Source organism: Enterobacter sp. T2 (assembly GCF_010692925.1).
GTDB lineage: Bacteria > Pseudomonadota > Gammaproteobacteria > Enterobacterales > Enterobacteriaceae > Enterobacter > Enterobacter kobei.
The window spans coordinates 4185917-4211240 of the sequence record NZ_CP048736.1 but is presented as its reverse complement, the minus strand read 5'-3'; the positions used below and the strand labels follow the sequence as shown (position 1 = coordinate 4211240).

The window sequence follows — 25324 nt, the reverse complement described above, 5'->3', positions numbered from 1 at the left end:
CCCTCACCCCGACCCTCTCCCAAAGGGAGAGGGAGCAAAGCAAAAAACTACCCCACCAACTCCTCTTTCACCTGCATCGCCAAATCAAACGAATGCAAACGCGCCTGGTGATCGAAAATCTGGCCGTTAACCATAATCTCATCCGCCTGCGTTTCACGCAGCACCGCTTCCAGACCGTGTCGCACTTTCGCTTTATCCCCCACCAGCGACATGCTCAGCGCCTGCTGCACGCCATACTGCTCAGAGGCAGACCACAGCTGATGCATATTCTCCACTGGCGGTGGAAGTTGCCCGGTCTCACCGCGGCGCAGCTTCACAAACGCCTGCTGCATGGAGGTAAACAGGAATTCAGCATCGCGATTACTGTCGGCGGCAATGATGTTAATACACACCATCGCGTACGGTTTCTCCAGACGTTCAGACGGTTTAAAGTTCGTACGATAGAGATGCAGAGCCTGATGCAGCATATCCGGTGCGAAATGCGAGGCAAACGCAAACGGCAAACCCAGCTGCGCGGCAAGCTGCGCGCTATAAAGACTTGAACCCAGCAGCCACACCGGGATCTTCTCGCCGTAGCCCGGCACCGGGCGCACGTGTGGGTTCGGATCGCGCGCGTCAAACCAGTCAACCAGTTCAGCCACATCGCGCGGGAAGTTGTCGATATCGCCGCTCATATGGCGACGCAGGGCGCGCATGGTCGGCTGGTCGCTACCCGGCGCACGACCCAGCCCCAAATCAATACGGCCAGGATAGAGGGTATTCAGCGTGCCAAACTGCTCGGCAATCACCAGCGGGGCGTGGTTCGGCAGCATCACGCCACCGGAGCCCAGATGCAATGTCGTTGTGTTCGCCGCCAGATAACCAATCAGTACCGAGGTGGCGGCGCTGGCAATGCCGACCATGTTGTGGTGCTCGGCCAGCCAGTAGCGATGGTAGCCACGCTTTTCAGCCAGTTGAGCCAGATCGAGAGAATGCGAAAAGGCTTCTCTGGCCGAGGAGCCTTGTGGGATCGGCGCCAGGTCCAGCACCGAAAACGAAAGGGTTTTGTCAGTCATAACAGCTCACTTTGTCGACGGTCAGTCTTTAATACTGCATTAAAAAATGATAACCGTTGTTAACAAAGTGAGCTTTTTTTAGGCCTGCAGTTCCAGCCCGGCCAGGCGTTTCCAGTAACCATTACAGTCGCTGTTTGCCGTTAGCGGCAGCGGAGCTGCGCCGTTTTCATTTGCGCGGAAGGCGTCCAGCATCGCGAACACGCCGGTATCCAGAGGGGATAAACGCACTATGTCCACCAGGCCGTCCATCGACGCCAGTTCGTTGCCCAGGTTATAGACATAGCCGCTCATGGTCTGAATCCCGTTCAGGACAAACACCTGCTGATTTTCCTGGGATAGCACGCTGCGCCCGTTCGGGTACTTGATGCAGCAGGTTTCACACTCGTCTTTCGGGCGGTCTTCCGAACGCGCGGTAAAGCAGCGCGCGGAATAAGCCAGCGGAAGATGGCCGTAGCTCAGCACTTCCACTTCAAACTGATTGCGAATGCCGAGATCGTCACACTGCGTCAGCAGGTTTACCAGCCAGTCGCGGGAGAGTTCCACCGGCATACACCAGCGCGTCATTCCCTGTTTGAGCAGCAGGCGCAGCGTGACGGCGTTATAGCAGTTCAATGCATGACCCGCGACGAACGGTAACTTACGTTCGGCGCACATGTTCACCACGCCCAGGTCGCTCGCTTCCAGCAGGAATTCACCGTTTTCAACGTAGCGTTTCAGTTCACCCAGTTCGGACGAGGCTTGCACCAGCGCGAGCGTCGAGAGCACCACCTGTTTACCGCTTCCGGCGAGACTTTTCGCCATCTCCAGCCAGTCGCCCACTTTGGTGGCGCGGCGCTTGCTGCACACGGCTTCACCGAGATAAATCACATCAGCGCTGCTGGTGGCGGCCTGTTGGTAAAAATCTTCCAGCGTCTCTTTTGGCCAGTAGTAGAGCACCGGTCCTAATGAATATTTCATGGTTATCTCACTGCCATTTACGGTGATACGCGCCAAGCGTCGTTTGCGTGCCTTCGGACATAGAACCGAGCGTCTCCATCCAGGTTGCCTGCGGAGCATAGTTTTGCGGGTCCGCCATGCAGCGGTCGATAGCCTGACGCCAGACTTTCGCCACTTGACTCACATAGGCCGGGCTACGCTGGCGACCTTCAATTTTTACCGAGGCAATATTCGCCGCCAGCAGTTCCGGCAGCAGCTCCAGCGTGTTGAGGCTGGTAGGCTCTTCCAGCGCGTGGTAGCGCTCACCGTCAACCAGATATCGGCCTTTGCATAACGTTGGATAACCCGCGTTTTCGCCGTCCTGATAGCGGTCAATCAACACTTCATTCAGGCGTGATTCCAGCCCCTGCGGGGTTTGTTGCCAGCGGACAAAGCGGGCAGGAGAGCAGGCCCCAACGGTATTGGGTGATTCACCGGTTAAATAAGAAGAAAGGTAGCAACGGCCTTCGGCCATGATGCACAGGCTGCCAAAGGCAAAAACTTCCAGCGGCACTGGCGTGACGCGCGCGAGTTGCTTAACCTGATGAATGGAGAGCACGCGGGGCAGCACCACGCGAGCGACGTCAAAGTGTTGATGATAAAAACGCACGGCCTCTTCATTCGTGGCGGATGCCTGAACAGAGACGTGGCGCTCAATATGCGGATAGCGTTCTGCCGCATACTCAAGCATGGCGAGGTCGGCCAGGATTAACGCATCGGCACCCAGCTGTGCGGCCATATCCACCGCGCGCTGCCAGCGGGCATAGCCGTCAGGATGCGCAAAGGTATTAATGGCAATATGCAGTTTGCGGCGGTGCTGGTGAACGAAGTTAACGGCTTCCTGAAGCTTTTTCTCCGTAAAGTTGAGGCCAGCAAAATGGCGGGCGTTGGTATCATCTTTCAGCCCGATATAGACCGCATCGGCCCCATTTTCGATGGCCGCCTTAAGCGCCGGTAGGTTACCGGCAGGGCAGAGCAGCTCCATAAATTATCCTGATGTAGTCGATCGCAAAATTGTTAACGAGCTGGGATTTTAATTAACCCCTGGGCGACAATTTTTGATTTAAGGCAGCTAATGGCGTATTGATGACACCAATAATGAGCGTCACCGGACGACGGTTTGTTGATTTACGCCGCTATGTTGTGCGTCGGATATGGCAAAATAGCGGGACTATTGCTATCAGGGAGTAAAGCTCGTGCTGGATAAACTGCGTTCACGTCTCGTACAATTCGGTCCATCAATGCTGAGCGTGCCAGTGAAACTGGCGCCGTTCGCGCTAAAACGTCAGGTGCTCGAGCAGGTCCTGAGCTGGCAATTCCGCCAGGCGCTGCAGGACGGCGAGCTGGAGTTTCTGGAAGGCCGCTGGCTGAGCATTGAGGTGCGTGACATCGGGCTGCGCTGGTTTACCTCGGTTGAGAATGATCAACTCATTGTGCGTGAGTCCGCCGAGGCGGATGTGAGCTTTAGCGCCAGTGCCAGCGATCTGCTGATGATCGCCGCGCGTAAACAGGATCCGGATACGTTATTCTTCCAGCGCCGTCTGGTCATTGAAGGCGATACGGAGCTGGGTCTGTACGTGAAAAATTTAATGGATGCCATTGAGCTGGAGCAGATGCCGAAAGCGCTGCGCGTGATGCTGATGCAAATGGCAGATTTCGTTGAGGCTGGGCTGAAAACCCCGCCTGACAGTAAACACACTTCAGTAGGTGAGCCATGCTGATTCGAGTCGAAATTGGGATTGATGCACCGGGTATCGATGCGTTGTTACGCCGCGCTTTTGAGAGCGATGCGGAGGCCCAACTGGTCCACGATCTCCGTGAAGACGGCCTGATTACTTTAGGGCTGGTAGCCACCGATGACGAAGGTCAGGTTGTTGGCTATGTTGCCTTCAGCCCGGTAATTGTTCAGGGCGAAGATCTGCAGTGGGTAGGCATGGCACCGCTGGCGGTCGATGAGAACTATCGCGGCCAGGGCCTGGCGCGCCAGCTGGTGTATGAAGGGCTGGACTCGCTGAATGAGTTTGGCTATGCCGCCGTGGTCACGCTGGGCGATCCGGCATTTTATGGCCGCTTAGGCTTCGAGCAGGCCGCGCATTACGATCTGCGCTGCCGCTGGCCGGGTACCGAATCCGCCTTCCAGGTACATCGCCTGGCGGATGATGCCCTGAACGGTGTGAGTGGCCTGGTTGATTACCACGATCACTTCAATCGTTTCTGAGCAGGCTTTCGCGTAGCGCCTCAAAGGAGCCGTCTCCGGTAACGAGGCGCTCTTTCTGGCGCTTCGTCAGCTGTTTAATCCGGTATTCCAGCCTGAGCGCCAGCGACCTGTCGCCGACGGCGGCGTAAAAAGCCAGCTGAAGTTCACCTTTCCCCCGCAGCGCTTTTGCCCCTTTCCCCGTTTGATGTTGTAAAAAACGCCGCGCCACATCGGTAGTGATCCCGGTGTAGAGTGCGTTATCAGGGGTTCGGACGAGATAGAGAAACCAGCACACGGTAAACAGATTCAGTATGTTAAGGTGAACGCACCATAGCATGAGAGAGAGCGAAAATGGAAACACTGGCAGCCATTAACCGCTGGCTGGCGAAGCAGCATGTCGTCACCTGGTGCGTCTGTAAAGACGAAGAGATGTGGTGCGCGAACGCCTTTTATTACTACGATCCCGAGCGCGTAGCCTTCTATGTCATGAGCGAAGACAAAACGCGGCATGCGCAAATGACCGGCCAGCAGGCGAAGGTGGCGGGTACGGTAAATGGCCAGCCCAAAACGGTCGCGCTGATCCGTGGCGTGCAGTTCAAAGGAGAGATCCGTCGGCTGGAGGGAGAAGAGAGCGACGCGCGCCGTAAGCACTACACGCGCCGCTTCCCGGTTGCCGCTGCGCTAAAAGCCCCGGTGTGGGAAATCCGCCTCGATGAGCTGAAATTTACCGACAACACGCTGGGCTTTGGCAAGAAGCTTCACTGGCTACGCGCCGAGCAGGCGTAGCGCTTCCCGGTTAAACGCCGGAAGATCGTCCGGGGTCCGGCTGGTGATCAACTGGTCTTTGTCGTTGACCACTTCCTGATCGTAAAACTCAGCCCCCGCATTTTTCAGATCGATCACGATCGGTTTCACCGCCGTCAGCTTACGTCCGCGGACCACGTCGGCGCTGATCAGCAGCTGCGGGCCGTGACAGATAGCAAAGACCGGTTTTCCGGTAGCGACAAAGTCACGTGTGAAAGTGACGAAACGCTCGTCCCCGCGCAGGTAATCCGGTGAATGGCCGCCGGGTAACAGCAGGGCGTCGAAATCAGACGGGCTGACGTTATCGATGGTTTCGTCGATGGTCACGCTGGCTTCGCCCTTATGGCCTTTCACCGTTTTGCCCGCTTCTTTCTCAATGGTAATGACCTCATGTCCCGCCTTGCGGAATGCCTCTGCAGGAGAGGTGAATTCTGAATCTTCAAACTCGTCGGTAATCAAGACTGCGATTTTCTTGCCCATGCTTCCTCCGTTGTTTTGGCTTCAGACTGATTTTTCTCCGCTTGTGGTAAATACTTACCTGTAACAGACTTCTAAGTGTGGTCGACCACGCTGAGTTCGCAAACGGACAATTCTGTAAAGGGGATACGATGAGCCAGGTACTGATTACGGGCGCAACCGGGCTGGTCGGCGGGCATCTGCTGCGGCTGCTGATCCAGGATCGCCATATTAACTATATCGCCGCACCGACGCGTCGCCCGCTGCTGGATATCTCTGGCGTCTTTAACCCACACGACCCGCAGCTCACCGACGCGCTGGCGCAGGTGCAGGACCCGATTGATATCGCCTTTTGCTGCCTCGGTACGACGCGGCGTGAGGCGGGCAGTAAAGAAGCCTTTGTCCATGCGGATTACACCCTAGTGGTGGATACCGCACTGACGGCGAAAAAATTGGGGGCAAAGCATTTTCTGGTGGTCAGTTCGCACGGCGCGAGCAACGGCTCGCCGTTTTTTTACAACCAGGTGAAGGGCAAGATGGAAGAGGCGCTGATTGCCCAGAAGTGGGAATATCTGACCATTGTGCGGCCTTCTATGCTGATGGGGCACCGCGACGAACGGCGCTTTAACGAGTCTGTTTTCGCTCCGCTGTTTCGCATCCTGCCGGGTAACTGGAAGTCCATTGAGGCGCGGGATGTCGCGCAGGCGATGCTGAAAGAGGCGCTGGCACCGTCGCAGGAAGGGGTCAATATCATCCCTTCGGCAAAACTGCGTGAAATCGCGCAGGGCGAGGCGTAAACTTCTCCGGCTTATTCAATAACACTCTCCGGGGAATGGTATGACTGGTCAGTCTTCATCTCAGGCGGCGACACCTGTCCAATGGTGGAAGCCCGCACTCTTCTTTCTCGTGGTCATCATTGGCCTCTGGTATGTGAAATGGCAGCCGTACTATGGCAAGGCCTTCACCGCCGCTGAAACGCACAGCATTGGTAAATCGATACTCGCGCAGGCGGATGCCAGCCCGCTGAAGGCGGCGTGGGATTACGCCATGGTCTACTTCCTTGCTGTCTGGAAAGCTGCGGTATTAGGCGTCTTGTTAGGGTCGCTGATTCAGGTACTTATTCCGCGAAACTGGCTGGTGAAAACCCTCGGGCAGCCACGCTTTCAGGGCACCTTGCTGGGGACGATTTTCTCTCTGCCGGGCATGATGTGTTCATGCTGTGCAGCCCCTGTGGCCGCAGGAATGCGCCGTCAGCGTGTCTCGATGGGCGGTGCACTGGCGTTCTGGATGGGCAACCCGCTGCTCAACCCGGCAACGCTGGTGTTTATGGGCTTTGTGCTCGGCTGGCATTTTGCGGCTATCCGCCTGGTTGCCGGGCTGCTGACGGTGCTGGTGGTGGCGACGCTGGTGCAAAATCTGGTGAAAGAGAAAGCGCCAGAGCCCGCTTCTGTTGAGCTGGACATCAGCGAGCCGCAGGGCAGTTTCTTTGCCCGCTGGGGTAAAGCGCTGTGGCAACTTTTCTGGAGCACCATTCCGGTTTATATCCTGGCGGTTCTGGTGCTCGGCGCGGCGCGCGTCTGGCTGTTCCCGCATGCGGATGGCGCGATTGATAACACGCTGATGTGGGTGATTGCGATGGCCGTTGCTGGCTGCCTGTTTGTGATCCCAACGGCGGCTGAAATTCCGATTGTTCAGACCATGATGCTGGCTGGCATGGGCACCGCGCCCGCGCTGGCGCTGCTTATCACCTTGCCGGCCATTAGTTTGCCGTCGCTTGTCATGCTGCGTAAGTCTTTCCCGGCAAAAGCGCTGTGGCTGACAGCGGGGCTGGTAGCGTTAAGTGGGGTGCTGGTGGGAAGCATTGCGCTTCTGTGAAAAAAAAAGCCCGGTGGCGCTACGCTTACCGGGCCTACAGTGAGGTTTTTTTATTTGATGTAAGTAAACGCGGTGGTGACGTGCTTCACGCCGCTGACCCGGCTGGCGATATCCGCTGCCGCTTTCCCTTCACGGTCGGTAACCAGACCCAGCAGGAACACTTCACCGTTTTCGGTCGTCACTTTTACGTTTGAGGATTTCACCTGATCTGAACCCAGCAGTTGGGAACGGACTTTTGTGGTGATCCAGGTGTCAGACGACGCCGTACCCAGGCTGATTGGCTGGCCCTGACGGATTTCATTGAAGACTTCCGTAGTGCCCTCAACGCCCATGGCGATCTGTTTCGCGCGGCTGGAGAGTTCGGTATTCGGTGACTGACCCGTCAGCAGGACTTTGCCCTGATAAGCCGTCACGTTGATACGCGCTTCTTTCTTAATTTGTTCGTCTTTCGACAGCGCACTGTTGACGCGCAGCTCCAGCGTACCGTCATCCACCTGCGTTCCTACAGAGCGTGGATCGGTCGCCGCTTTGGTGCCTACTGCGGCAGTACCCACGACAGCCGCAGCGATACATCCCTGAAGCAGCAATGCAGACATAAGGACTGCGAGGGTCGATAAAGCCTTCATAAAAACTCCTTAATCATCCTGGTGAGGGAAAAGCGTGTTATCGATCAAATCGCATAAGCAGTTTACCGTGAGCATATGCATCTCCTGAATGCGTGCGCTACGGTGAGACGGAATGCGGATTTCCACATCCTGCGGCCCCAGCAGACCCGCCAGTTCACCACCGTCATAGCCGGTTAAGGCGACGATAGTCATGTCTCGGGTGACCGCGGCTTCAACGGCTTTGACAATGTCCCGGCTGTTGCCGCGCGTGGAGATGGCCAGCAGCACATCACCGGCATGCCCCAGGGCGCGCACCTGCTTTGCGTAAATTTCGTCATGCAGACGATCGTTAGCAATCGCTGTTAAGACCACATTATCGGTATTAAGTGCAATGGCAGGTAAACTCGGGCGTTCGGTTTCAAAACGATTAATCATGCTGGCAGCAAAATGCTGTGCGTTGGCGGCTGAGGTACCGTTGCCACAACAGAGGATTTTGTTGCCATTAAGCAGGGATTGCACCAGCGTCATTGCAGCACGAGAGATCGCGTCCGGAAGGGCTTCCGCCGCGGCAATCTGAGTCTGGATGCTTTCTGTGAAGCACACTTTAATTCTTTCGAGCACGTTATCCCTTTTAAATCGTAATTATGCGTCTTCGCCAAAAGCGTTTTTAAGCCATTCGATCTCATTTCCGGTGAAGGCTATCACATCGAACCGGCAATCCACAGTATCAAAACTCCCATTATGGCGGGCAAGCCACAAGTGGGCAGTCTGTAATAATTTATGTTGTTTGGCGAGCGTCACGCTGGCGGCAGCACCGCCAAAACGGGAAGACTGTCGAAAGCGGACTTCTACAAACACAATCACCTGACCCTCTTTCATGATCAGATCAATTTCGCCGCCACGTCCGCGAACGTTAGCGGCGATAAAATGCAGTCCTTTGCCTTCAAGCCAGCGACGCGCTTTTAACTCCCACGCATCGCCGGTCTCTTTACGGCTTAACTGGCCGGGACGATTTGTCCCTGCTGGTATTTGAGCCATGATAACTTCCTGTTGATCACGCAGTCCTGCGTCGCGGTCAGATCGCCGGTGTTGCCGTTAAGCTCAAAGCCCGGTACCTGACGCATCTGGGTAAAGTGGTTCGCCAGCGCCCATGCATCGACCCCCATGGCATACAGACGCGCCAGTGAGTAGTCGTTACGTACGCTGCTCAGCGCCTGCTGCATCAACGCCGGGTTGCTGCCCGCGAGCATCGGAATTTCACTGTACTGCAGGCCGTCCATTTCCAGACGGAAATCCGGGCCAGCGGTGCCTTGCGCGCTGCGGGAACTGGCATAGAGCGTTGCGCCGCTCTGGCTGCCGTTACGCATCGCAATCATCGGTTTGATAAAGGCGATCTCTTGCGGTGTGGCAACGATATAAGCCGCATCCACTTTTCCACCGCCGCCGATCTGCGCGTCGGTAGGTGGGGCAGGGATGGTCAGCCCACCAATGGTCACGCCCTGCTGCTGTGGCAGGCTGGCGGTCACCGGGCTGCCGTTAAGCGCGATACCCGCTCCGCCGTTTACGCCCGCGCGCAGTTCTGAGACGGAACCGAATTTCTGCTGCAGCACGATACCGCCGCCCAGCTTCTGCCACTCATCGGCGAAGGCATTCGCTACGCGATCGCCCAGCGTACTGCGCGGGATGAGCAACAGTGGAGCCTGTTTACCCTGCTCGTGGATATGACGTGCCGCATCGCGAGCTTCGTCTTCCGGAGAGAGCGCGAAGTAGCAAATATTGGCCCGGTTCTGAACCTGCTCCGGCTGGTTGAGCGCCAGCACGTTTAGCGTGGTATTGCTCTTCATCAGCTCTTCCACGTTGTTTTTCAACAGCGGACCGACAACGATGCTCGCCCCGTCCTGTTGCACCTGAGCCAGTACCTGGTCAAGCGGCTGCGAACTGGTGTCGTAAATTTTCAGTTCGGTGCCAGGATTAGCGCTGGTGGTCGCCACGGCCTGCGGCTGCGCGGCAGGTTGAGTGGTTGGTTGAGTGGTTGGTTGTGCTGGCTGTTGTTGAGGTTGTTCTGCTGTTGCCTCAGGCGCTGCAGGAGAAGCAGGTGTCTCCACTGGCGCCTGTGTTGCTGGTTCTGCAGCAGGCGGAGGCGTCGTCGGTGCGGTCACCGGGTTTTGCATCGTGCCTTGCGCCGGGGTTTGCGCCGTGGTGAGATCGCTGGTCTCGGCGGCGGAAGGGCTGACAACATCATTCACGTTGGCCGCCTGTGCTGCCTGCACCGGCACCGCGCTGCCCGTCACCGGCATAGTGCCGTTTTTCGCCGCTTCAAAGCCCTGTTGAATCGTACGGCCAAACACCGCCGCCTGACCATTCAGCGGCAGAAGCAGTGCAATTTTGCTGGTCGATGCTGGCTTAAAGTTCTGCACGTTCACCAACTGGGTTGGCAGCATTTTGGCGCCCGGGTTTTGCGGGTAGCGAGTCTGCCAGTCGGTAATACCGGCCTTCAGCATCTTAGGGTCGGTGCGGTTGTTAAACCACATCTGTTGGAGATCAAGCCAGCCCTGCAGCACGTTCTCATCCGCGTTGATGACCAGCGCCTTTGCCTGATCCGGGGTCATGGCGGCAAGAGCCTGCCAGGTGGCATCAATATTTTTCTGCTTATCGGCACCGGCAAGCAGCGGTTCCTGAGCGATAAGCGCGCGGAGCAGCGTCAGGGAAGGACGCCCCTGTTCAGCGGTGATACCCGCCTGCCAGAAGCGTGCCTGCTGGTTTTTATCCAGCGCGCTCAGGTCGATGCTACCCAGGATCTTTTTCGCGCCGTCATACTCTTTCTGCGCGACCTTCAGCTCGGCAGAGAGCAGGCTCTGCTCAAGACGCTGGGTATCGTTAAGATCTTTCGGCAGCTGGCCGAACAGCTCTGCAGCCTGCTGGGTTTTTCCCTCTTTCAGCAGTGCACGAATGGCGAGTAATTGCCAGTTGATCCTGGTATCATTTGAACTCTGCGACATTTGTTGCAGATAAAAGCCAGAATCAGCCTGAGCGGAACCCTCAAGATGGGCGGTGCTCTGGTCAGGTGCCTGGGTGCCGCAGCCTGCAAAGATCAGGGCTGCCAGCAGAAGCGGCACGCTGCGCGTGGCTTTTTTTCGAAGAAACGTTAACGGTACCATACTGTATCCAGTGATTTTTTTTACGCAATGCTCAATATTAAATCGGCAATACGGACGAAACAATGAAACAACACGAAACGGCAGATAATTCTCAAGGCCAGCTTTATATTGTACCTACTCCTATCGGGAATTTGTCTGATATTACCCAACGTGCACTCACTGTATTGCAAGCCGTTGATTTAATTGCGGCTGAGGACACTCGTCATACCGGTTTACTGCTGCAGCATTTCGCGATTAACGCCCGTTTGTTTGCCCTGCACGATCACAATGAGCAACAAAAAGCCGACACGCTGGTGGCGAAGCTCAAGGAGGGGCAGAACATTGCGCTGGTCTCCGACGCGGGAACGCCGCTGATTAACGACCCTGGCTACCATCTGGTGCGTACCTGCCGTGAAGCCGGCATTCGCGTTGTGCCCCTGCCGGGACCGTGCGCCGCGATTGCTGCGTTAAGCGCCGCAGGTCTGCCGTCTGACCGTTTCTGCTATGAAGGTTTTCTGCCCGCCAAATCCAAAGGCCGTCGCGACGTCTTAAAAGACCTGGAAGCGGAACCGCGCACCCTGATTTTCTACGAATCCACCCACCGCCTGCTGGAAAGCCTGGACGATATGGTTACCGTCTGGGGTGAGTCCCGCTACGTCGTGCTGGCGCGCGAGCTGACCAAAACCTGGGAAACCATTCACGGCGCACCGGTGGGTGAACTGCTGGCGTGGGTGAAGAAAGACGAAAACCGCCGCAAAGGTGAGATGGTGCTGATTGTCGAAGGGCATAAAGCAGAAGAGGATGCCCTGCCAGCCGATGCGCTGCGCACGCTGGCATTGCTACAGGCCGAATTGCCGCTTAAAAAAGCGGCTGCGCTGGCGGCGGAAATTCACGGCGTGAAGAAGAATGCCCTGTATAAGTACGCGCTGGAGCAGCAGGGGGAGTAAGCCCCAGCCGTCTTTTTGCCGGGCGGCGGCTGCGCCTTACCCGGCCTACAGATCTGAACACTTTTTATTTTCCTGGCACCGCCTCAAACACCAGCGTTTCCAGCGGTTGTAGCGTAATCACCACGGCGTTTTTGTATTGTCCCGGTACGGTTGCATTACGGCCATATACCGCTCTCAGACTAAACTGCGCTGCCTCTCCTGTCGGGATTTCGAAATCTTTCGCTAAATCCAGATAGTAGGTTTGCGGCTTGTCCGACGGGTTTCGCAAACCAAGAATGGCTTTGTCTTTATTCCATGACGCCCAGCCGTAAACCTGAAGCGCCGTCGGGTCTCCGCCTATCCAGTGGGTATCCACCAGCACGCTGGCGTTTTCCCGCGACCATTTTGCCGCCTGCGCAAGGGTATCCCACTTCGCCTTGTTCAGCATTGAAGGAGTGATATACAGCTCCTGCAGCTGCGTGCCGGTCGCGAAGTAGCTCCAGACCTGATCGGCAAAATCGCTGTCCGTTTGTACTTTCTCCAGCCCGTAATAGGCGTTTTCCGCACTGACGATCCCGTGGTACATCAGCGAGTTCAGCGGGAACAGCGGGCCTTTGCGCACAATGGAGCGGTACGTTTCGGCATCGCGGTAGGTCATCCACTGCTGTACCGGCGTGCCGGGCCCGTACAGGTTAATGTCATCGCCCTGGCGCCAGATCGAGTCGGCGTAGAACAGCCAGGATGGGCTGGCGTTGGTGCCGGTCGTCAGGTTGATAAACAGATTTGGGTTGGCGCTGCGCATGTTATGTAGCAGAGCGATAGAGGCGTCAAAATCCGAGGCAAACGGGCTGCCCTGGATATGCGCGTTGGCATTACCCATCCCGTCCAGCTTGAATGAGGTAATGCGTTCGTTTTTGATAAGCTTAACGATCTGCTCATTGAAGTTCTTAAAGTAGTTCGGTCCTGACAGGGCCAGCTTCCCGTCGACGGTTTCAAACCCATACTCTTTTGCATGCGAGACGCGAACGTCGCGAGGCTTGTTGTAGCCTCCCCACGGCGAGAGCCACAGTCCGACCGAGCTGTGCAGGCTGTCGGCTTTTTCCCGAACCTTGCCAAAACCGTCGCTGAATGCCGGGCCAAATAGCCAGCGCCCGGTAAGGTCGTCCCAGCCGTCGTCCAGCAGGAAGGCGTCCAGCGCCACGCCGCGTCCGGTAATGAACTCCTTATTCCACTCGTCCATCCGCCCCAGAACATCCTGCTCGGTGTACGGATTGAAAAAGCCGATATCCATCCAGCTGTTGTAGTGCAGATAAGGCTTGTACGGTCGCGGACGCACGGCATCAATAAACTGGTTCACGCTGCGGCGCAGCTGGCTGATTTCCGGGAAGGTGCCGAACCAGGTGGTAAAGCTGACCGGCGACTCTGGCTGGATCGGCGTTTTCAGTTCTACGTTGAGATTGGTGGTCGCTTCATAGGCGTAAGTGTTAACGATGGGCTTGTCCGGCAAAATAAAGAACGAATCAGCAACGATCGGCGAGCTGTTGATCGCCCCGTCAACATAGGGTGCCTGAGACTGCTTTTTCGTCGGGAAGAAGGTAATTTTCGCCACGTCTCGCGGCTGGCCGACTGCGGCAACGGTGTAGTCGATGCTGGAGTATTTTCCCTTCACCAGGTTCAGCTTCACCGTTACGTTAAAGTCCGGATGGGTAAAGTCGACGACAATAGCGTTGTCCTGCTTTTCGACGTGCTTAATGGTGAAATCCGCGGTGTGGATTTTTGTCTCGTCCGGCAGCGTCAGGAAGAACAGCTCCTGCGGCGTGAGCGGATGGTTAGCCTTATTGTCCTTAACCACTACCGTTGAGTTTGCGTCATCAAATGACAGAGCAATATTGTCGTTATTGAGCACGTAGTTGGTGGCCAGAGCACCGTGAGAAACAAACAGGGCCAGCAGCGAGAGAGTGAGCACTTTTTTCATCGGTTAAGATCCTAATCAGAAATGCTTCAGCATTCGGTTGATGGATTGCTCCAGCCAGTAGCGCTGGGTGCCGAAGTTAATCCGCAGGTAGTTTTCGCCGTTTTGCACGTAGTGGCTGCCGTCTTCAATCACGACACCGGCCTGCTGGGCGAAATGTTGGGTCAACTCTGTGGCGCTGCGGTCGTCGGCGCTTACGTCTATCCAGGCCAGATACGACGATTCCGGGTTCATCATCTTCCACGCCGGGAAGTGGGTCTGAATAGCGTCCGCAAGGTAGCGGGCATTGCCTTGCAGATAGTCGTTGAGCGCGTCGAGCCACGGCAGGCCGTGCTGGTAGGCGAGAATAATCCCCCATACGCCGAACATATTGGGTGAGGTAATCGAGTTCTTCTCAAGCTGCTGGCGGAAGCGCTGGCGCAGCGAATCGTCCGGGATCATGGAGTAGGACGTTTTCAGCCCGCCTAGGTTGAAGGCTTTATTTGGCGACGTCAGCACGATCAGGTTGTCCAGTGCGGCACAGCCCGAGGTCAGACAGCTGACGAATGTGCCTTTCAGAATGTGCTCTGCGTGAACCTCATCGACCACCAGAATCGTGCCGTAGCGTTTACAGAGATCGGAGACCTGACGTATCTCATCCGCGCGCCAGATCCTGCCCGAGGGGTTATGCGGCGAGCAGAAGAACCACAGTTTTGGACGGTGGGTTTTGAGCTGATCTTCAACCAGATTAAAATCCAGCTGATAGCGGTTTTCCTTCACGGACAGTGGGTTAGCAAGCACCCGCACGCCCTGGCGCTGTGCCGCCATCGCAAACGGATCGTAGACCGGCGTGTTCATCATCACGCTATCGCCAGGCGTGCAGAACGCCTGGACCGTGTAATGCAGCGTGGAGACGGTGCCGTAGGTCAGGGTGAGCCACGACTTCTCCACCTCAACCTGATGACGCGTGCGCTGGAAGGCCATCACCGCGTCGTAAAATTCGTCGAAGCTCCAGGTATAGCCAAAGGTGCCGTGCTCCACGATGCGCTGGAAGCCTTCAATAACGGCCGGCGGCGAGGTGAAGTCCATGTCTGCGATCCACAGCGGGATAAACCCCTGCGGGACATCACCAAAGCGTGAGCAGACAAACGCATGGTCCCATTTACGGCACTTATCGCTTTTACGCTCGATGATTTTGTCGAAATCAAACACAACAACCCCCTGTTAGATTAAGGCTTCAATGCCGGTTTTGACGCTCTGCACCTGCGGGCCGATGATCACCTGAACGCTGTGAGCATCCAGCACCACCACCGACAGGGCGCCAGCCGCTTTCAGCTCCTGCTGATCGATAAGCCCCATCTCCTTCACGACCAGGCGCAAGCGGGTGATGCAGTTGTCGAGCGACTCGATGTTCTCTTTGCCACCGAGCGCGCGCAGGATAAGCCCGTGATCGTATTTCGATTTTCCACCCGCGCGGGTGTTGGCTTCGACGGCCTGCTGCGCACCCTGCGCGTCCACTTCACGTCCCGGCGTCTTGATATCGTGTTTGAGGATGTACCAGCGGAAGACGAAGAAGTAGATGGCAAACCAGGCGATACCGACCGGGAACAGCAGATACCATTTGGTCGACATCCCCTGCATCACGCCGAAGATCAGCAGATCCAAAATCCCGCCGTCGGTGTTGCCGATGGTGACCCCCAGCAGGGCCATCACCATCAGCGCCAGGCCCGACATCACGATATGGAAGGCGTAAAGCGCGGGGGCGATAAACAGGAACAGAAACTCAATCGGTTCTGAAATACCGGTGACGACGGAAACCAGCACGCCGGAAAGCAGCAGCCCCTTAATTACCGGGCGGTTTTCCGGACGCGCGGTGCGGTAGATGGCGTACGCCACGGCAGGCAGGCCAAAGATAAAGGTCGGCATAAAGCCTTGTGACAGAAACGCGGTAACGTGCGGGCTAAACGGCAGTCCGGCTTTCAGCTCGGCGTAGAAGATATTCAGCGCGCCGGCCACTTCATGGCCGTTGACCATCTCAATGCCGCCTGCCGGCGTGAAGCGCACCATCGCCAGCAGGATATGGTGCAGACCAAAGGGTTTAAGCAGCAGCACGCCTACACCGTACAGGAACGGTCCGAAAACGCTGGTGCTCTGAATGATATGGCCAATTCCGGCAATGCCCAGCGCCACGTATTCCCACAACAGCGGGATAAACAGCCCGACCAGCGACAGCGTGAGTGCGGTAATGATGGGCACAAAACGAATGCCGCTAAAGAACGCAAAGGCGTCATGCAGCACCGTGTCCTGAAAACGCTCGTGCAGGAAGTAAGTGATTACCCCCACCACGATGCCGCCCAGTACGCCCATCTCCAGGGTCTGGATCCCCAGCACGATCGATTGTCCTACCTGTCTCATGGTGGCGGCGTCGGCAAGCTGGTGGGTGGCGGTCAGGTAGTAGTTGATGCTCATGTTCATCAGCATATAGCCAACGAACCCGGCAAAGGCGCCCACGGCCTTGTTGCGTTTGGCGAGGCCCATCGGGATAGCCATGGCAAACATCAGCGGCAGATAGGTAAAGGCGAAGCCGCCCACCATGGCGATAAAGCCAAAGGTCAGCTGCGTTAACTCGCCGCCCAGAAAGGGAAAGCTTTTAATAGTGGAAGGGCTGGTGACGGAGCTACCGATACCCAGCAGCAACCCCATAAAGGCCAGCAGAGAGACGGGGAACATAAACGTCTTTCCCAGGCTTTGGAAAAATTCCCACGCTTTCGATTTAAACGACTTTTCCTGTGTCATGTAGGGACTCCTCGGATTTTTAGGATAATGGAATGCGCTGTCCGGCTTAAGGACGCGCCTTCATATTTGCGAGGCTTATAGTTATTTTTTAGGTATTGACGTAATGCGCGATGGGATCAGGCTTCGGCAGGAAGCAGGAGCCGGTTTGCCGAGCCGCAAACGGCGATCTTGCTTCTGACCACCTCTTTCATGGCGTCCATGCCTACCCGCATGTAGAAGCGCGGATCGTTCCCCTGCGGGTTTTCGGCAAACCAGGCTTTAACCGCGTCAGAGAAGGCAATTTTCAGCTCGGTGGCCACGTTGACTTTGCATACGCCCAGCTCGATGGTGCGGCGAACAAACTCATCCGGCACATCGCTCGCGCCGTGCAGCACCAGCGGCACGGTGACCACTTCGCGGATTTCCGCCAGCCGCTGGAAGTCGATTTTCGGACGTTTGGTATACAGGCCGTGTGCGGTGCCGATGGCGACGGCAAGGCTATCGACGCCGGTCAGTTCGACGAAGCGTTTCGCCTCCTGCGGATCGGTGAGGAACGCGCTTTCGGCGTCTACGCTCATGTCATCTTCCACGCCGCCCAGACGGCCCAGCTCGGCTTCGACGCTGCAGTCGTTGAGGTGGCAGAAATCGACCACCGACTTCACCAGTTTCACGTTTTGTTCAAACGGATAGTGGCTGCCGTCGATCATCGCGCTGCGCACGCCCGCGTTGACCTTGCGGCGTATATCATCCAGCGATTCGTGGTGATCGAGATGCAGCGCCAGCGGCATGTTGTAGGTGTGGGAGTACGCGCTGCACAGGGCGTAGATCTCTTCCAGCGCAATATGCTTAAAGGTGCCCGGCGTGCCCGCGAGGATCACCGGCGATCGCATTTCGCTGCACGCTTCAAGGATCGCCTGGATCGTCTCCGCGTTGTGGATGTTGAACGCCGGAACGGCGTAGCCTTTTGCCTGTGCGTCCTGCAGAAGATATTTGGTTGAAATGATACTCATGATCCGATCCTCTTAAGCCTGCCACGGATGAATAACAACGCCCTGCACTACACGGTTGACCGTCCCGCTGGCGGATGGCGTATCGGGCGTATTGCCTACGCTGAGCGACTGGGAGAGTGCAAAGACCTGGGCATACATCAGGAAGCAGAACGCCTGTTCCATATCGATAAACGGACGTGAAGGCGGCAGCAGAATGTGCGGACCCGCTTCAATGACCGGAGCGTTTTCAGCGGCGATGGCGACGACGCGCAGGGCCTGGCGATCGCGGCGCAGTTCGGCCAGCAGATCCAGATCGTACTGACGCGTATAAGGATGGCTGGAGATAAACACCACCACCAGCGTTTCGCTATCGACCAGCGACTTCGGCCCGTGACGGAAGCCCGTCGGGGAATCGTAAAACGCCGCCAGCTTGCCCGCTGTCAGCTCCAGCACCTTCAGCGCCGATTCGCGCGCCGCGCCCTGCAGGCCGCCGCTTCCCAGATAGACGACGCGTTTCCACGCTTCATTGCCAAAGACGCCGTGGCTGAAATCGCCGAGCGCGGTGAGGATCGCCTGACAGCGATCGGCGACGTCGCGGAAGGTGTGGCTATTGATCGTTTCCGGCGCGAACACCGCCAGACAGCTCGCCATCATGGTGGTAATGCTGCTGGTCATCGCGAACCCGCGATCGTGCGTTTCGGCAGGCATCAGCAGGGCAAAGGCGTTATCGCTGTCGATGGCGTTCTGGTACAGGCTCCCCGCCTCGTTGCAGGTGATCGACAGGTGGTAGCACTCCGGCACGAACTGGTTTGCCAGCTCGACGGCCGCGACGCTTTCCGGGCTGTTGCCGGAGCGGGCAAACGAAATCAGCAGCAGCGGATGCGCAGGGCTGAAGTAGTCCACCGGGTTCGTGACCAGATCGGTTGTCGGCACGGCAGTGAAGTTTTTCCCGGTGCAGCTCGCGAGCCAGGGAGAAACGATATCGCCGATAAAGGCGGATGTGCCCGCGCCGGTCAGGACGATCCGCAGATCCTCCTTGCGCAGCAGCGGCGTCAGGAAACTGTCGATCGAAGCACGCAGGTTATCGATGTTGTTGAGCGAGCGGATCCAGCTGGCAGGCTGCTGGCGGATCTCTTCCTCTGTCCAGGTGCCGGTTGTCGCGGCGGTAGTGGTTTGTGGCATAACTCAGTCCTTAGTCGTGTGAATTCCACATCAGACGCTGGCAATCGTGTCGCTATCTTTCGTTTCGTTTCACTTGTTCACTTAAGCAGTTAAATAAAATCTATAGAAAAGAAATCGAAACTTCAATGAAAGAAAAGAAATAAAACGAAAAGTGCGATCGTGAAAGGAAAGGGAAGAGTTAAGGAAAGGAAAAGAAAGGCCTTACGATCGGGTGCCGTAAGGCCAACAGGAGACACAATGAAAGGGCTAAAGGGAGAGAGCCTGTCCCTGAATCCAGATCTGCTGGAGGTGTAAACCCCCGTCCAGCGCAATGATATTGGCGCGTTTACCCGGGGCTAAGGATCCTAGCTGACCGTCAACGCCCAACAGCCGGGCAGGGTGCAGCGAGGCCATATGGATAGCGTCTTCGGCGGTTACGCCCGCATACTCCACCATATTCCTGACCGCGGCATCCAGCGACAGCGTGCTGCCCGCTAGCCCGCCGGAGCCGGTTCGAACCACGCCGTTTTGCATCGAGACCTCTTCGCCACAAAGTGTATACCGTCCGTCCGGCATACCTGCCGCCTCCATTGCATCGGTAATCAGCACCACGCGCTCCTGCGCGCAGCAGCAGCATAAGCGCATCGCCCCCGGATGGACGTGGTGCCCGTCGGCAATCAGCTCCAGCCACGCCCGTTTGTCCGTAAGCCCTGCGCCGACCATTCCGGGCTCTCTGTGGTGCAGCCCCGTCATGCCGTTGTAGCAGTGAACCAGCCCGTCGGCACCCGCATCAAACGCGGCAAGTGTTTGCCGGTACGTGGCAGCGCCGTGGCCCAGCATCACGCGTATCCCGCGCTGTTTAAGATGGCGAATCGCCTGCAGCGCGCCGGGTTTTTCTGGCGCGAGCGCCACCACCCGTAGCGTGCCCTGTGAAACGTCAGCCAGCCTGTCCAGCTCGACGATATCCAGCTCCCGGAACAGCTCCGGCGGATGCGCCCCTTTGTTCTGCGGCGTAAAGTACGGTCCTTCCAGATAGCTGCCCAGGATCTGCGCGCCCGAGCCGCCGGACTGACTGCGCCGGGCGATACGCATCAGCGCGGCGTGGATGGCCTTCAGCGGCGCGGTCACGGTGGTGGGCAGAAATGCGCCCACGCCTTCGCGGGCTTTATGCATTGCCAGGGTGTCCAGCACGCCGGGCGCATCATCCATGACGTCCACGCCAGCGCCGCCGTGGACGTGCGTGTCGATATAGGCCGGGCAAAGCAGCTCCGCATCCCGCGTCGTAACGCCCGCCGGGATGGGTTCAATCGCCGCAACCGCACTGCTTTCAATGCGTAGCTGGTGGTCGTCCAGCCAGCCCTGTTCGGTAAGGATCCGTCGCGCGCGCAGCAGCTGGCTCATATCCCTTCCTCAGCAGGGGCTTCCTCATGACAGCGCCCAAGCTCATCCACCAGGCTGGTCAGGCCGCGATGGCCACACGCGAGCGCCTGCAGACGAAACGCTTCGCTACTTAACCCGTCGCGTTCCAGCACCATTTCCAGCAGAAGTTGCAGGTTGGTGCCGGTGATCACTTCCCATCCCGGCTTTTGCATCGCAAGCGTTGACGCTACGCGAAACGGCGTACCGCCGAGCAGATCGGTAAGAAACACGATATCGTACTGGGGATCCAGTTCAGTTACCGCCTGCTCAAGCTGCGCGGTTAGCCGCGCAGTCGAGGAGGTTTCCGGGAAATCGATGGCGATAAACTGCGGCTGTTCGCCGAGGATCTGCTTCATCGCCTGTTCAAGTCCGCTGGCAAACCCACCGTGACCCGTCAAAATGATGCCTAACATCGCGACCTCTTTGCTTTTACAGGAAGTGACAGAATTTACCGACAACGCCCAGCACCACGGTGATACCAATCAGGCGCAGCGGGCTCCAGCCACGACGCACCAGCCAGAACATGGTCAGGGTATAGACCAGCGGCAGAAATGCGGGCATCAGCTTGTCGATGACGTCGGCTTGCAGTTTGACAACCGCATCCCCGGCTTTGATTTCAAGCGTGGTATTCAGGCGCACATAGGTTGCTACCAGCGCGCCGATCACCGTCATCCCGACGATAGACGCAGCGTGGCCGACCTTTTTGGTGTTGGCTTTAATCAACGGGATCGCGGCAACGCCCATCCGGTAGGCGTAGTGCGCCAGACCAAAGCGCAGGCCGAGGTGCACCACGTTAAACAGCACGATAAAGACCACCGCACCCAGAATCGAACCCTGTAGCGCCAGGCTGGCACCAATACCGCCGCAGATGGGCAGCAGCGTGAGCCAGAACATGGCATCGCCAATGCCGCCGAGCGGCGCGCCCACGGCAATTTTGGTGCTCTGGATGCTGTTCACATCCTGCTTGGAGCGCTCCATCGCCAGAATGATGCCGATAACAAAGGTGACCAGGAACGGATGGGTATTAAAGAATCCCATGTGGCCTTTCATCGCCCGCGCCAGGTCCCGCTTGTTGGTGTGGATCTTTTTCAGCCCAGGCAGTAATCCATACAGCCAGCCGGAGGCCTGCATACGCTCGTAGTTAAACGAGGCCTGTAATAGCATGGAGCGCCATGCGACACGGTTAATGTCCTTTTTCGTCAGTTCGGCACCGATGCTCTGGTCTTCATAGATGTTTTCGTTTACGCCGGTGAGCAGGGTCTCTTCACTTTCAGACACGCCTGGCAGAGTGGTTTGATTAGATGCCATCTTCGAATTCCTCTTTCTGGGCCGTTGACGCAGTCGGTTCAGGTGATTTACGCATCAGGTCGATCAGCGCCATCGCCAGCGCAGCAGCCGCAATCGCCAGCACCGGAAGTTTCAGCCAGGCCGCAGCGACAAAACCGATAATGAAGTAAGGGATGTAGACGTTTTTCATCATGATCTTCAGCAGCACGGCGAAGCCGATGGCTGGCATGATGCCGCCTGCAACACCGAGACCGTCTATCAGACGTTCCGGCAGGACATCAATGGCGGTTTTCGCGTGCTCTGCACCGAAGTAAATTGGCAGAAAAGCGCAGAGAAAGTAGAAGATACCCAGCGCCAGCAGGGCAAGATAGTTAACCCGTTCAATACCGTGCGTGTCCGCATTAGCCGCCATGCGATCGCAACGGGACATGACGCCGGACATCACGGAGAAGAGGAAGGTAATGCCCATTTGTACCGCAACAGCAAACGGTACAGCGACCCCAACGGCGACATCCGGTTTCACGCCTGTGGTAATGGCAAACGTGGTGCCGACAATGGTGCCGATAATCACGTTTGGCGGTTGCGCACCAGCCAGCGGCGCCAGACCCATCCAGACCAGCTCTAACGTGCCGCCGGTCAGAATGCCGGTATGCAGATCGCCCAGAATCAGACCAACCAGTGGCCCCAGTACCACCGGGCGGTGCATGTGTGTTAACCCGTTAAACATATCCAGGCCCGCGATAAAGGCGAGAAGCCCCAGCGCGAAAGCCTGCAACAGACTGATTTCCATTGTGAATCCCTCATAGCAGTTTAAAGAGATCCAAAGCAGCCTCTGTTGGAACGCCCTGAACGATGCATTCCACCCCGGCCGCTTTCAGGCCGTTGAACGCAGTGATATCGTTCGCGTCGACAGATACCGTTTTGGCAATTTGCCGTTTGCCACTGGCGTAATGCATGTTTCCGACGTTAATACGGGTGATGGGCACGCCGCCCTCTACCAGCGTTAAAAAATCGGCGGGTGATTTACAGACCAGCAGAATCTTCTGGCGGTCAGCGGCGCGGTGAATGTTGTCGATAACTTTTTGCAGAGACCAGAAGCGCACGGCGATCCCTTCCGCAAGTACCATTTCCATCAGGTTCTGTTGAACCGCATCGTCTGCAACCTCGTCATTTGCCACCAGAACCAGGTTCGCCCCCGCAAACCCTACCCACTGAACGCCCACCTGTCCGTGGATCAGGCGTTCATCAATGCGGCATAAGACAATGTTTGGCATAGTGTTTTCCTCTTTTTTAATTATGCGTGTTGAGTCGGTACGCCTTCGCAGGCGGCATGGTACTGCTGGAGTATGTCCTGAATGTGGTCAATGATGAGTTCCCGCGGTGTCGACTTGAGAGCGCCCTCGCGAACTTTGCCGTATTGCAACGGCAAATACTGACTGATGAGCGGCAGCGGGATGGGTTCGTCATCCAGGTTGCGGACCAGTCGTTCAAAGGCATCGTCAATCTCGCTGTCTGGCCAGTAATAGCGCACGCGGTCGGAGTAGCTGTAGCCCCGTGCCAGCCGCCGTGCGTTGCCGTCACCGTGATAATGGCTTTGCCAGTACTCGGGGCGATCGAGCATCACGTTTTCCAGTACGTGACGCAGGCCAGAGCTGGCTTTGGCTGGCAGCAGCTCCTCTTCAATGGCGGCCAGTGAGAACAGCGCTTCACGCAGGGCAAAGGTCAGGGCCGGGCCGACTTTTAAGATTGCAAAGTGATCTTTCACCAGTTGGCGCAACGCCTGTGATGTCTGGTAGTCAGTGGAGTGCGCTTCAAATACCAGCGTGTCATAGGTTTCAACCATTTCACTCAGGGCGATGGCTTTTTGCGGTTGATAATCGCAGACGTGGGCGTGGTCGAACTCCACGCCAGGCTGAACCACCAGGCCGATAATGCGTGGCCAGATGTCGTTCAACCCCACTTTCTCAAATGCATGGCGATGCGCTTCAAGCGTGGCGCGCGCCGCCTCATGCGTGGTGACTTCAAGTTCACTCAGCGTTTCATGTGCACCACCGGGAACCGGCACCTCCGTGCCAATAACGTAGACCAGATCGGCTACACCAAATTTCGCACGGCAGGTGTCTTCGGCAATTTTGGCCAGACGCGCGGCGCGCTCAGCGACGATGGCATCGGTTAAGGGAACCGGATCGTCCTCGCAGGACATACTGCAGTCCAGATGGATCTTCTTAAACCCCGCAGTGACGTAGCTTCTGATCAGATCGTCGGCGTTCGCCATCGCCTGTAAAGCCGGCAGGTTTTGCCACCGGTTTGGGCCCAGGTGATCGCCGCCGAGGATCAATTGTGACGTCGGAAAACCAAGGAACTCCGCCAGCCTGCTAACGAAACCGTGAAAATCGGCGGGCGTCATGCCGGTGTAGCCGCCAAACTGATCCACCTGGTTTGAGGTCGCTTCGATCAGCAGTGGCGTGCAGCGTAACTGGGCGTAACGAATGGCCGCTTCAAGTACCAGTGGATGTGCGGAACATACGGCATAAATTCCGTTTGCCTTCCCCCGTTTATGTTGTTCCACCATTTCTGTCAGATGTTTCACTTTCCTCTCCATTTCGGATGGTGTTGGTAGTCATCTTTCGTTTTGTTTCATTTAATCCTGCATGATGGTGATGTAAAAATAAAACGAAAGATAATGGTTTTCCGATCTGTTTCACAAAAGAAACATAATGAAAGGTTTCAGCGTCGGGCTTGTTTGCGTATGTCCCCCAGACAGCGCTTGCATTCCACAAAAAGAAAGGCGTTAATAGGCAAAACGAAATGAAACGAAAGTGTATTGATTAAGGACTTCATATGAATAGCTCCGATTCATCCGCAGAAAAGCGCGTCACCGGTACCAGTGAAAGGCGAGAGCAGATCATTCAGCGGTTGCGGGCGCAGGGAAGCGTGCAGGTTAACGATCTTTCTCATTTATATGGCGTATCGACAGTGACGATCCGTAACGATCTGGCATTCCTGGAAAGGCAGGGCATCGCTGTTCGCGCTTACGGCGGGGCGCTAATTTGTGAAGGTAATTTGCCCGGCATCGAGCCCTCCGTTGAGGATAAAAGTTCGCTCAATACGGCTGTCAAGCGCAGCATCGCTCAGGCCGCCGCCGCGCTGGTGAAGCCGGGCCATCGCATTATTCTCGACTCTGGCACCACGACCTTTGAAATTGCCAGAATGCTGCGCCAGCACACGGATGTCATTGCCATGACCAATGGAATGAATGTGGCGAATGCGTTGCTGGAAGCGGAAGGGGTGGAACTGCTGATGACCGGTGGCCACTTGCGTCGTCAGTCGCAGTCTTTCTATGGCGACCAGGCGGAACAGTCCTTACAGAATTATCACTTTGATTTGCTGTTCCTGGGCGTTGATGCCATCGATCTGGATCGTGGCGTGAGCACGCATAACGAGGATGAAGCGCGTCTGAATCGCAAAATGTGCGAGGTGGCAGAGCGCATTATCGTTGTGACTGATTCCAGCAAGTTCAACCGCTCAAGCCTGCATAAAATCATTGATACGCAAAGGATTGATATGATTATTGTCGATGAAGGCATTCCGGCGGAAAGTCTGGATGGATTGCGTAAAAGCGGGATTGATGTAGTGCTGGTTTCCCCCTCACCCTAACCCTCTCCCACCGGGAGAGGGGAGCGTTCGCTGCTTTTTTTGCCCTCTCCCCCGT

At 56.7% G+C, this 25324-nt stretch carries 27 protein-coding genes; 7 read left to right on the top strand and 20 right to left on the bottom strand.

Annotation, left to right across the window (positions count from 1 at the left end; all coding sequences use genetic code 11):
- Window positions 1-47 precede the first annotated feature (47 nt).
- From G0034_RS20130 to ubiU, 3 genes are all read right to left on the bottom strand, one after another.
- Window positions 48-1055 (bottom strand): luciferase-like monooxygenase, encoded by a 1008-nt coding sequence (locus G0034_RS20130; RefSeq protein ID WP_117581477.1) that lies wholly within the window; start codon window positions 1053-1055, stop codon window positions 48-50.
- Between the two features lie 78 nt (window positions 1056-1133).
- Window positions 1134-2012, bottom strand: coding sequence for a U32 family peptidase (locus G0034_RS20125; protein ID WP_117581475.1), 879 nt, complete (start codon window positions 2010-2012; stop codon window positions 1134-1136).
- 7 nt (window positions 2013-2019) lie between these two features.
- The gene (ubiU, locus tag G0034_RS20120) at window positions 2020-3015 is read right to left on the bottom strand and encodes a ubiquinone anaerobic biosynthesis protein UbiU (protein WP_117581473.1); all 996 of its coding nucleotides are present in this window, start codon (window positions 3013-3015) and stop codon (window positions 2020-2022) included.
- A gap of 211 nt (window positions 3016-3226) precedes the next feature.
- Here ubiU and ubiT point away from each other — a divergent pair, with 211 nt between their 5' ends.
- Together ubiT and G0034_RS20110 are read left to right on the top strand one after the other, a co-directional pair.
- A complete protein-coding gene (gene ubiT / locus G0034_RS20115) occupies window positions 3227-3751 on the top strand; it encodes a ubiquinone anaerobic biosynthesis accessory factor UbiT (RefSeq protein WP_014885365.1) in 525 nt (174 codons plus the stop codon).
- The gene (locus G0034_RS20110; RefSeq protein WP_014885364.1) at window positions 3745-4248 is read left to right on the top strand and encodes a GNAT family N-acetyltransferase; all 504 of its coding nucleotides are present in this window, start codon (window positions 3745-3747) and stop codon (window positions 4246-4248) included. Before ubiT ends, G0034_RS20110 begins: the two co-directional genes overlap by 7 nt.
- On the opposite strand, the gene G0034_RS20105 is transcribed toward G0034_RS20110, so the two are convergent.
- Window positions 4235-4564, bottom strand: coding sequence for a GIY-YIG nuclease family protein (locus G0034_RS20105; RefSeq protein ID WP_087530160.1), 330 nt, complete (start codon window positions 4562-4564; stop codon window positions 4235-4237). The genes G0034_RS20110 and G0034_RS20105 overlap by 14 nt on opposite strands.
- 14 nt (window positions 4565-4578) lie before the next feature.
- Here G0034_RS20105 and G0034_RS20100 point away from each other — a divergent pair, with 14 nt between their 5' ends.
- Window positions 4579-5013 carry a YhbP family protein gene (locus tag G0034_RS20100; RefSeq protein WP_023331387.1) on the top strand — a complete coding sequence of 145 codons (435 nt, stop codon included), beginning with the start codon at window positions 4579-4581 and terminating at the stop codon, window positions 5011-5013.
- On the opposite strand, the gene G0034_RS20095 is transcribed toward G0034_RS20100, so the two are convergent.
- A complete protein-coding gene (locus G0034_RS20095; RefSeq protein WP_023337854.1) occupies window positions 4993-5511 on the bottom strand; it encodes a type 1 glutamine amidotransferase domain-containing protein in 519 nt (172 codons plus the stop codon). The two genes, G0034_RS20100 and G0034_RS20095, sit on opposite strands and share 21 nt — an antisense overlap.
- 128 nt (window positions 5512-5639) lie before the next feature.
- On the opposite strand from G0034_RS20095, the gene G0034_RS20090 reads away from it, so the two are divergent.
- Window positions 5640-6284 (top strand): NAD(P)H-binding protein, encoded by a 645-nt coding sequence (locus tag G0034_RS20090; protein ID WP_045268607.1) that lies wholly within the window; start codon window positions 5640-5642, stop codon window positions 6282-6284.
- 40 nt (window positions 6285-6324) lie between these two features.
- A complete protein-coding gene (locus tag G0034_RS20085; RefSeq protein ID WP_023337853.1) occupies window positions 6325-7362 on the top strand; it encodes a permease in 1038 nt (345 codons plus the stop codon).
- A gap of 50 nt (window positions 7363-7412) precedes the next feature.
- Here the strand turns inward: G0034_RS20085 and dolP are convergent, their stop codons facing one another.
- From dolP to G0034_RS20065, 4 genes are read right to left on the bottom strand one after another with little or no spacing between them, the layout of a single operon-like run.
- On the bottom strand, window positions 7413-7988 hold the full coding sequence (gene dolP / locus G0034_RS20080; RefSeq protein WP_014171764.1) for a division/outer membrane stress-associated lipid-binding lipoprotein: 576 nt from the start codon (window positions 7986-7988) through the stop codon (window positions 7413-7415).
- Window positions 7989-7997: 9 nt separating this feature from the next.
- The gene (diaA, locus tag G0034_RS20075) at window positions 7998-8588 is read right to left on the bottom strand and encodes a DnaA initiator-associating protein DiaA (protein ID WP_003861754.1); all 591 of its coding nucleotides are present in this window, start codon (window positions 8586-8588) and stop codon (window positions 7998-8000) included.
- Window positions 8589-8609: 21 nt separating this feature from the next.
- Window positions 8610-9005 carry a YraN family protein gene (locus G0034_RS20070; RefSeq protein WP_014885358.1) on the bottom strand — a complete coding sequence of 132 codons (396 nt, stop codon included), beginning with the start codon at window positions 9003-9005 and terminating at the stop codon, window positions 8610-8612.
- Window positions 8963-11125 carry a penicillin-binding protein activator gene (locus tag G0034_RS20065; protein ID WP_179121233.1) on the bottom strand — a complete coding sequence of 721 codons (2163 nt, stop codon included), beginning with the start codon at window positions 11123-11125 and terminating at the stop codon, window positions 8963-8965. The genes G0034_RS20070 and G0034_RS20065 overlap by 43 nt, the downstream gene beginning before the upstream one ends.
- 62 nt (window positions 11126-11187) lie before the next feature.
- On the opposite strand from G0034_RS20065, the gene rsmI reads away from it, so the two are divergent.
- Complete coding sequence (gene rsmI / locus G0034_RS20060; protein WP_179121232.1) at window positions 11188-12051, top strand: 16S rRNA (cytidine(1402)-2'-O)-methyltransferase; 864 nt, start codon at window positions 11188-11190, stop codon at window positions 12049-12051.
- Between the two features lie 64 nt (window positions 12052-12115).
- On the opposite strand, the gene G0034_RS20055 is transcribed toward rsmI, so the two are convergent.
- The 11 genes from G0034_RS20055 to kbaZ all read right to left on the bottom strand — a co-directional run bounded on the left by G0034_RS20055 (window position 12116) and on the right by kbaZ (window position 24202).
- On the bottom strand, window positions 12116-14005 hold the full coding sequence (locus G0034_RS20055) for an alpha-galactosidase (RefSeq protein ID WP_023331384.1): 1890 nt from the start codon (window positions 14003-14005) through the stop codon (window positions 12116-12118).
- 15 nt (window positions 14006-14020) lie between these two features.
- The gene (locus G0034_RS20050) at window positions 14021-15193 is read right to left on the bottom strand and encodes a MalY/PatB family protein (protein ID WP_023331383.1); all 1173 of its coding nucleotides are present in this window, start codon (window positions 15191-15193) and stop codon (window positions 14021-14023) included.
- A gap of 12 nt (window positions 15194-15205) precedes the next feature.
- Window positions 15206-16777, bottom strand: a complete 1572-nt coding sequence (gene malX / locus G0034_RS20045; RefSeq protein WP_179121231.1) for a maltose/glucose-specific PTS transporter subunit IIBC — start codon at window positions 16775-16777, stop codon at window positions 15206-15208.
- Window positions 16778-16893: 116 nt separating this feature from the next.
- Window positions 16894-17766 (bottom strand): tagatose-bisphosphate aldolase subunit KbaY, encoded by an 873-nt coding sequence (kbaY, locus tag G0034_RS20040; protein ID WP_023337849.1) that lies wholly within the window; start codon window positions 17764-17766, stop codon window positions 16894-16896.
- Window positions 17767-17778: 12 nt separating this feature from the next.
- Window positions 17779-18927, bottom strand: a complete 1149-nt coding sequence (locus tag G0034_RS20035) for an SIS domain-containing protein (protein WP_179121230.1) — start codon at window positions 18925-18927, stop codon at window positions 17779-17781.
- A 246-nt stretch (window positions 18928-19173) separates the two neighbouring features.
- Window positions 19174-20307, bottom strand: coding sequence for an N-acetylglucosamine-6-phosphate deacetylase (gene nagA, locus G0034_RS20030; RefSeq protein ID WP_032635452.1), 1134 nt, complete (start codon window positions 20305-20307; stop codon window positions 19174-19176).
- The gene (gene agaF / locus G0034_RS20025; protein WP_023331378.1) at window positions 20304-20738 is read right to left on the bottom strand and encodes a PTS galactosamine/N-acetylgalactosamine transporter subunit IIA; all 435 of its coding nucleotides are present in this window, start codon (window positions 20736-20738) and stop codon (window positions 20304-20306) included. Before agaF ends, nagA begins: the two co-directional genes overlap by 4 nt.
- Before the next feature lie 16 nt (window positions 20739-20754).
- Entirely contained in the window at window positions 20755-21633 is an 879-nt protein-coding gene (agaE, locus tag G0034_RS20020; RefSeq protein WP_032635453.1) for a PTS N-acetylgalactosamine transporter subunit IID, read from the bottom strand.
- Entirely contained in the window at window positions 21623-22402 is a 780-nt protein-coding gene (agaW, locus tag G0034_RS20015; protein WP_023331376.1) for a PTS N-acetylgalactosamine transporter subunit IIC, read from the bottom strand. The genes agaE and agaW overlap by 11 nt, the downstream gene beginning before the upstream one ends.
- Window positions 22403-22412: 10 nt before the next feature.
- The gene (gene agaV, locus G0034_RS20010; RefSeq protein WP_179121229.1) at window positions 22413-22886 is read right to left on the bottom strand and encodes a PTS N-acetylgalactosamine transporter subunit IIB; all 474 of its coding nucleotides are present in this window, start codon (window positions 22884-22886) and stop codon (window positions 22413-22415) included.
- A gap of 20 nt (window positions 22887-22906) precedes the next feature.
- On the bottom strand, window positions 22907-24202 hold the full coding sequence (gene kbaZ, locus G0034_RS20005) for a tagatose-bisphosphate aldolase subunit KbaZ (RefSeq protein WP_286079222.1): 1296 nt from the start codon (window positions 24200-24202) through the stop codon (window positions 22907-22909).
- A 251-nt stretch (window positions 24203-24453) separates the two neighbouring features.
- Here kbaZ and G0034_RS20000 point away from each other — a divergent pair, with 251 nt between their 5' ends.
- Window positions 24454-25269 carry a DeoR family transcriptional regulator gene (locus G0034_RS20000; RefSeq protein WP_117581451.1) on the top strand — a complete coding sequence of 272 codons (816 nt, stop codon included), beginning with the start codon at window positions 24454-24456 and terminating at the stop codon, window positions 25267-25269.
- The last annotated feature ends 55 nt before the right edge of the window (window positions 25270-25324 follow it).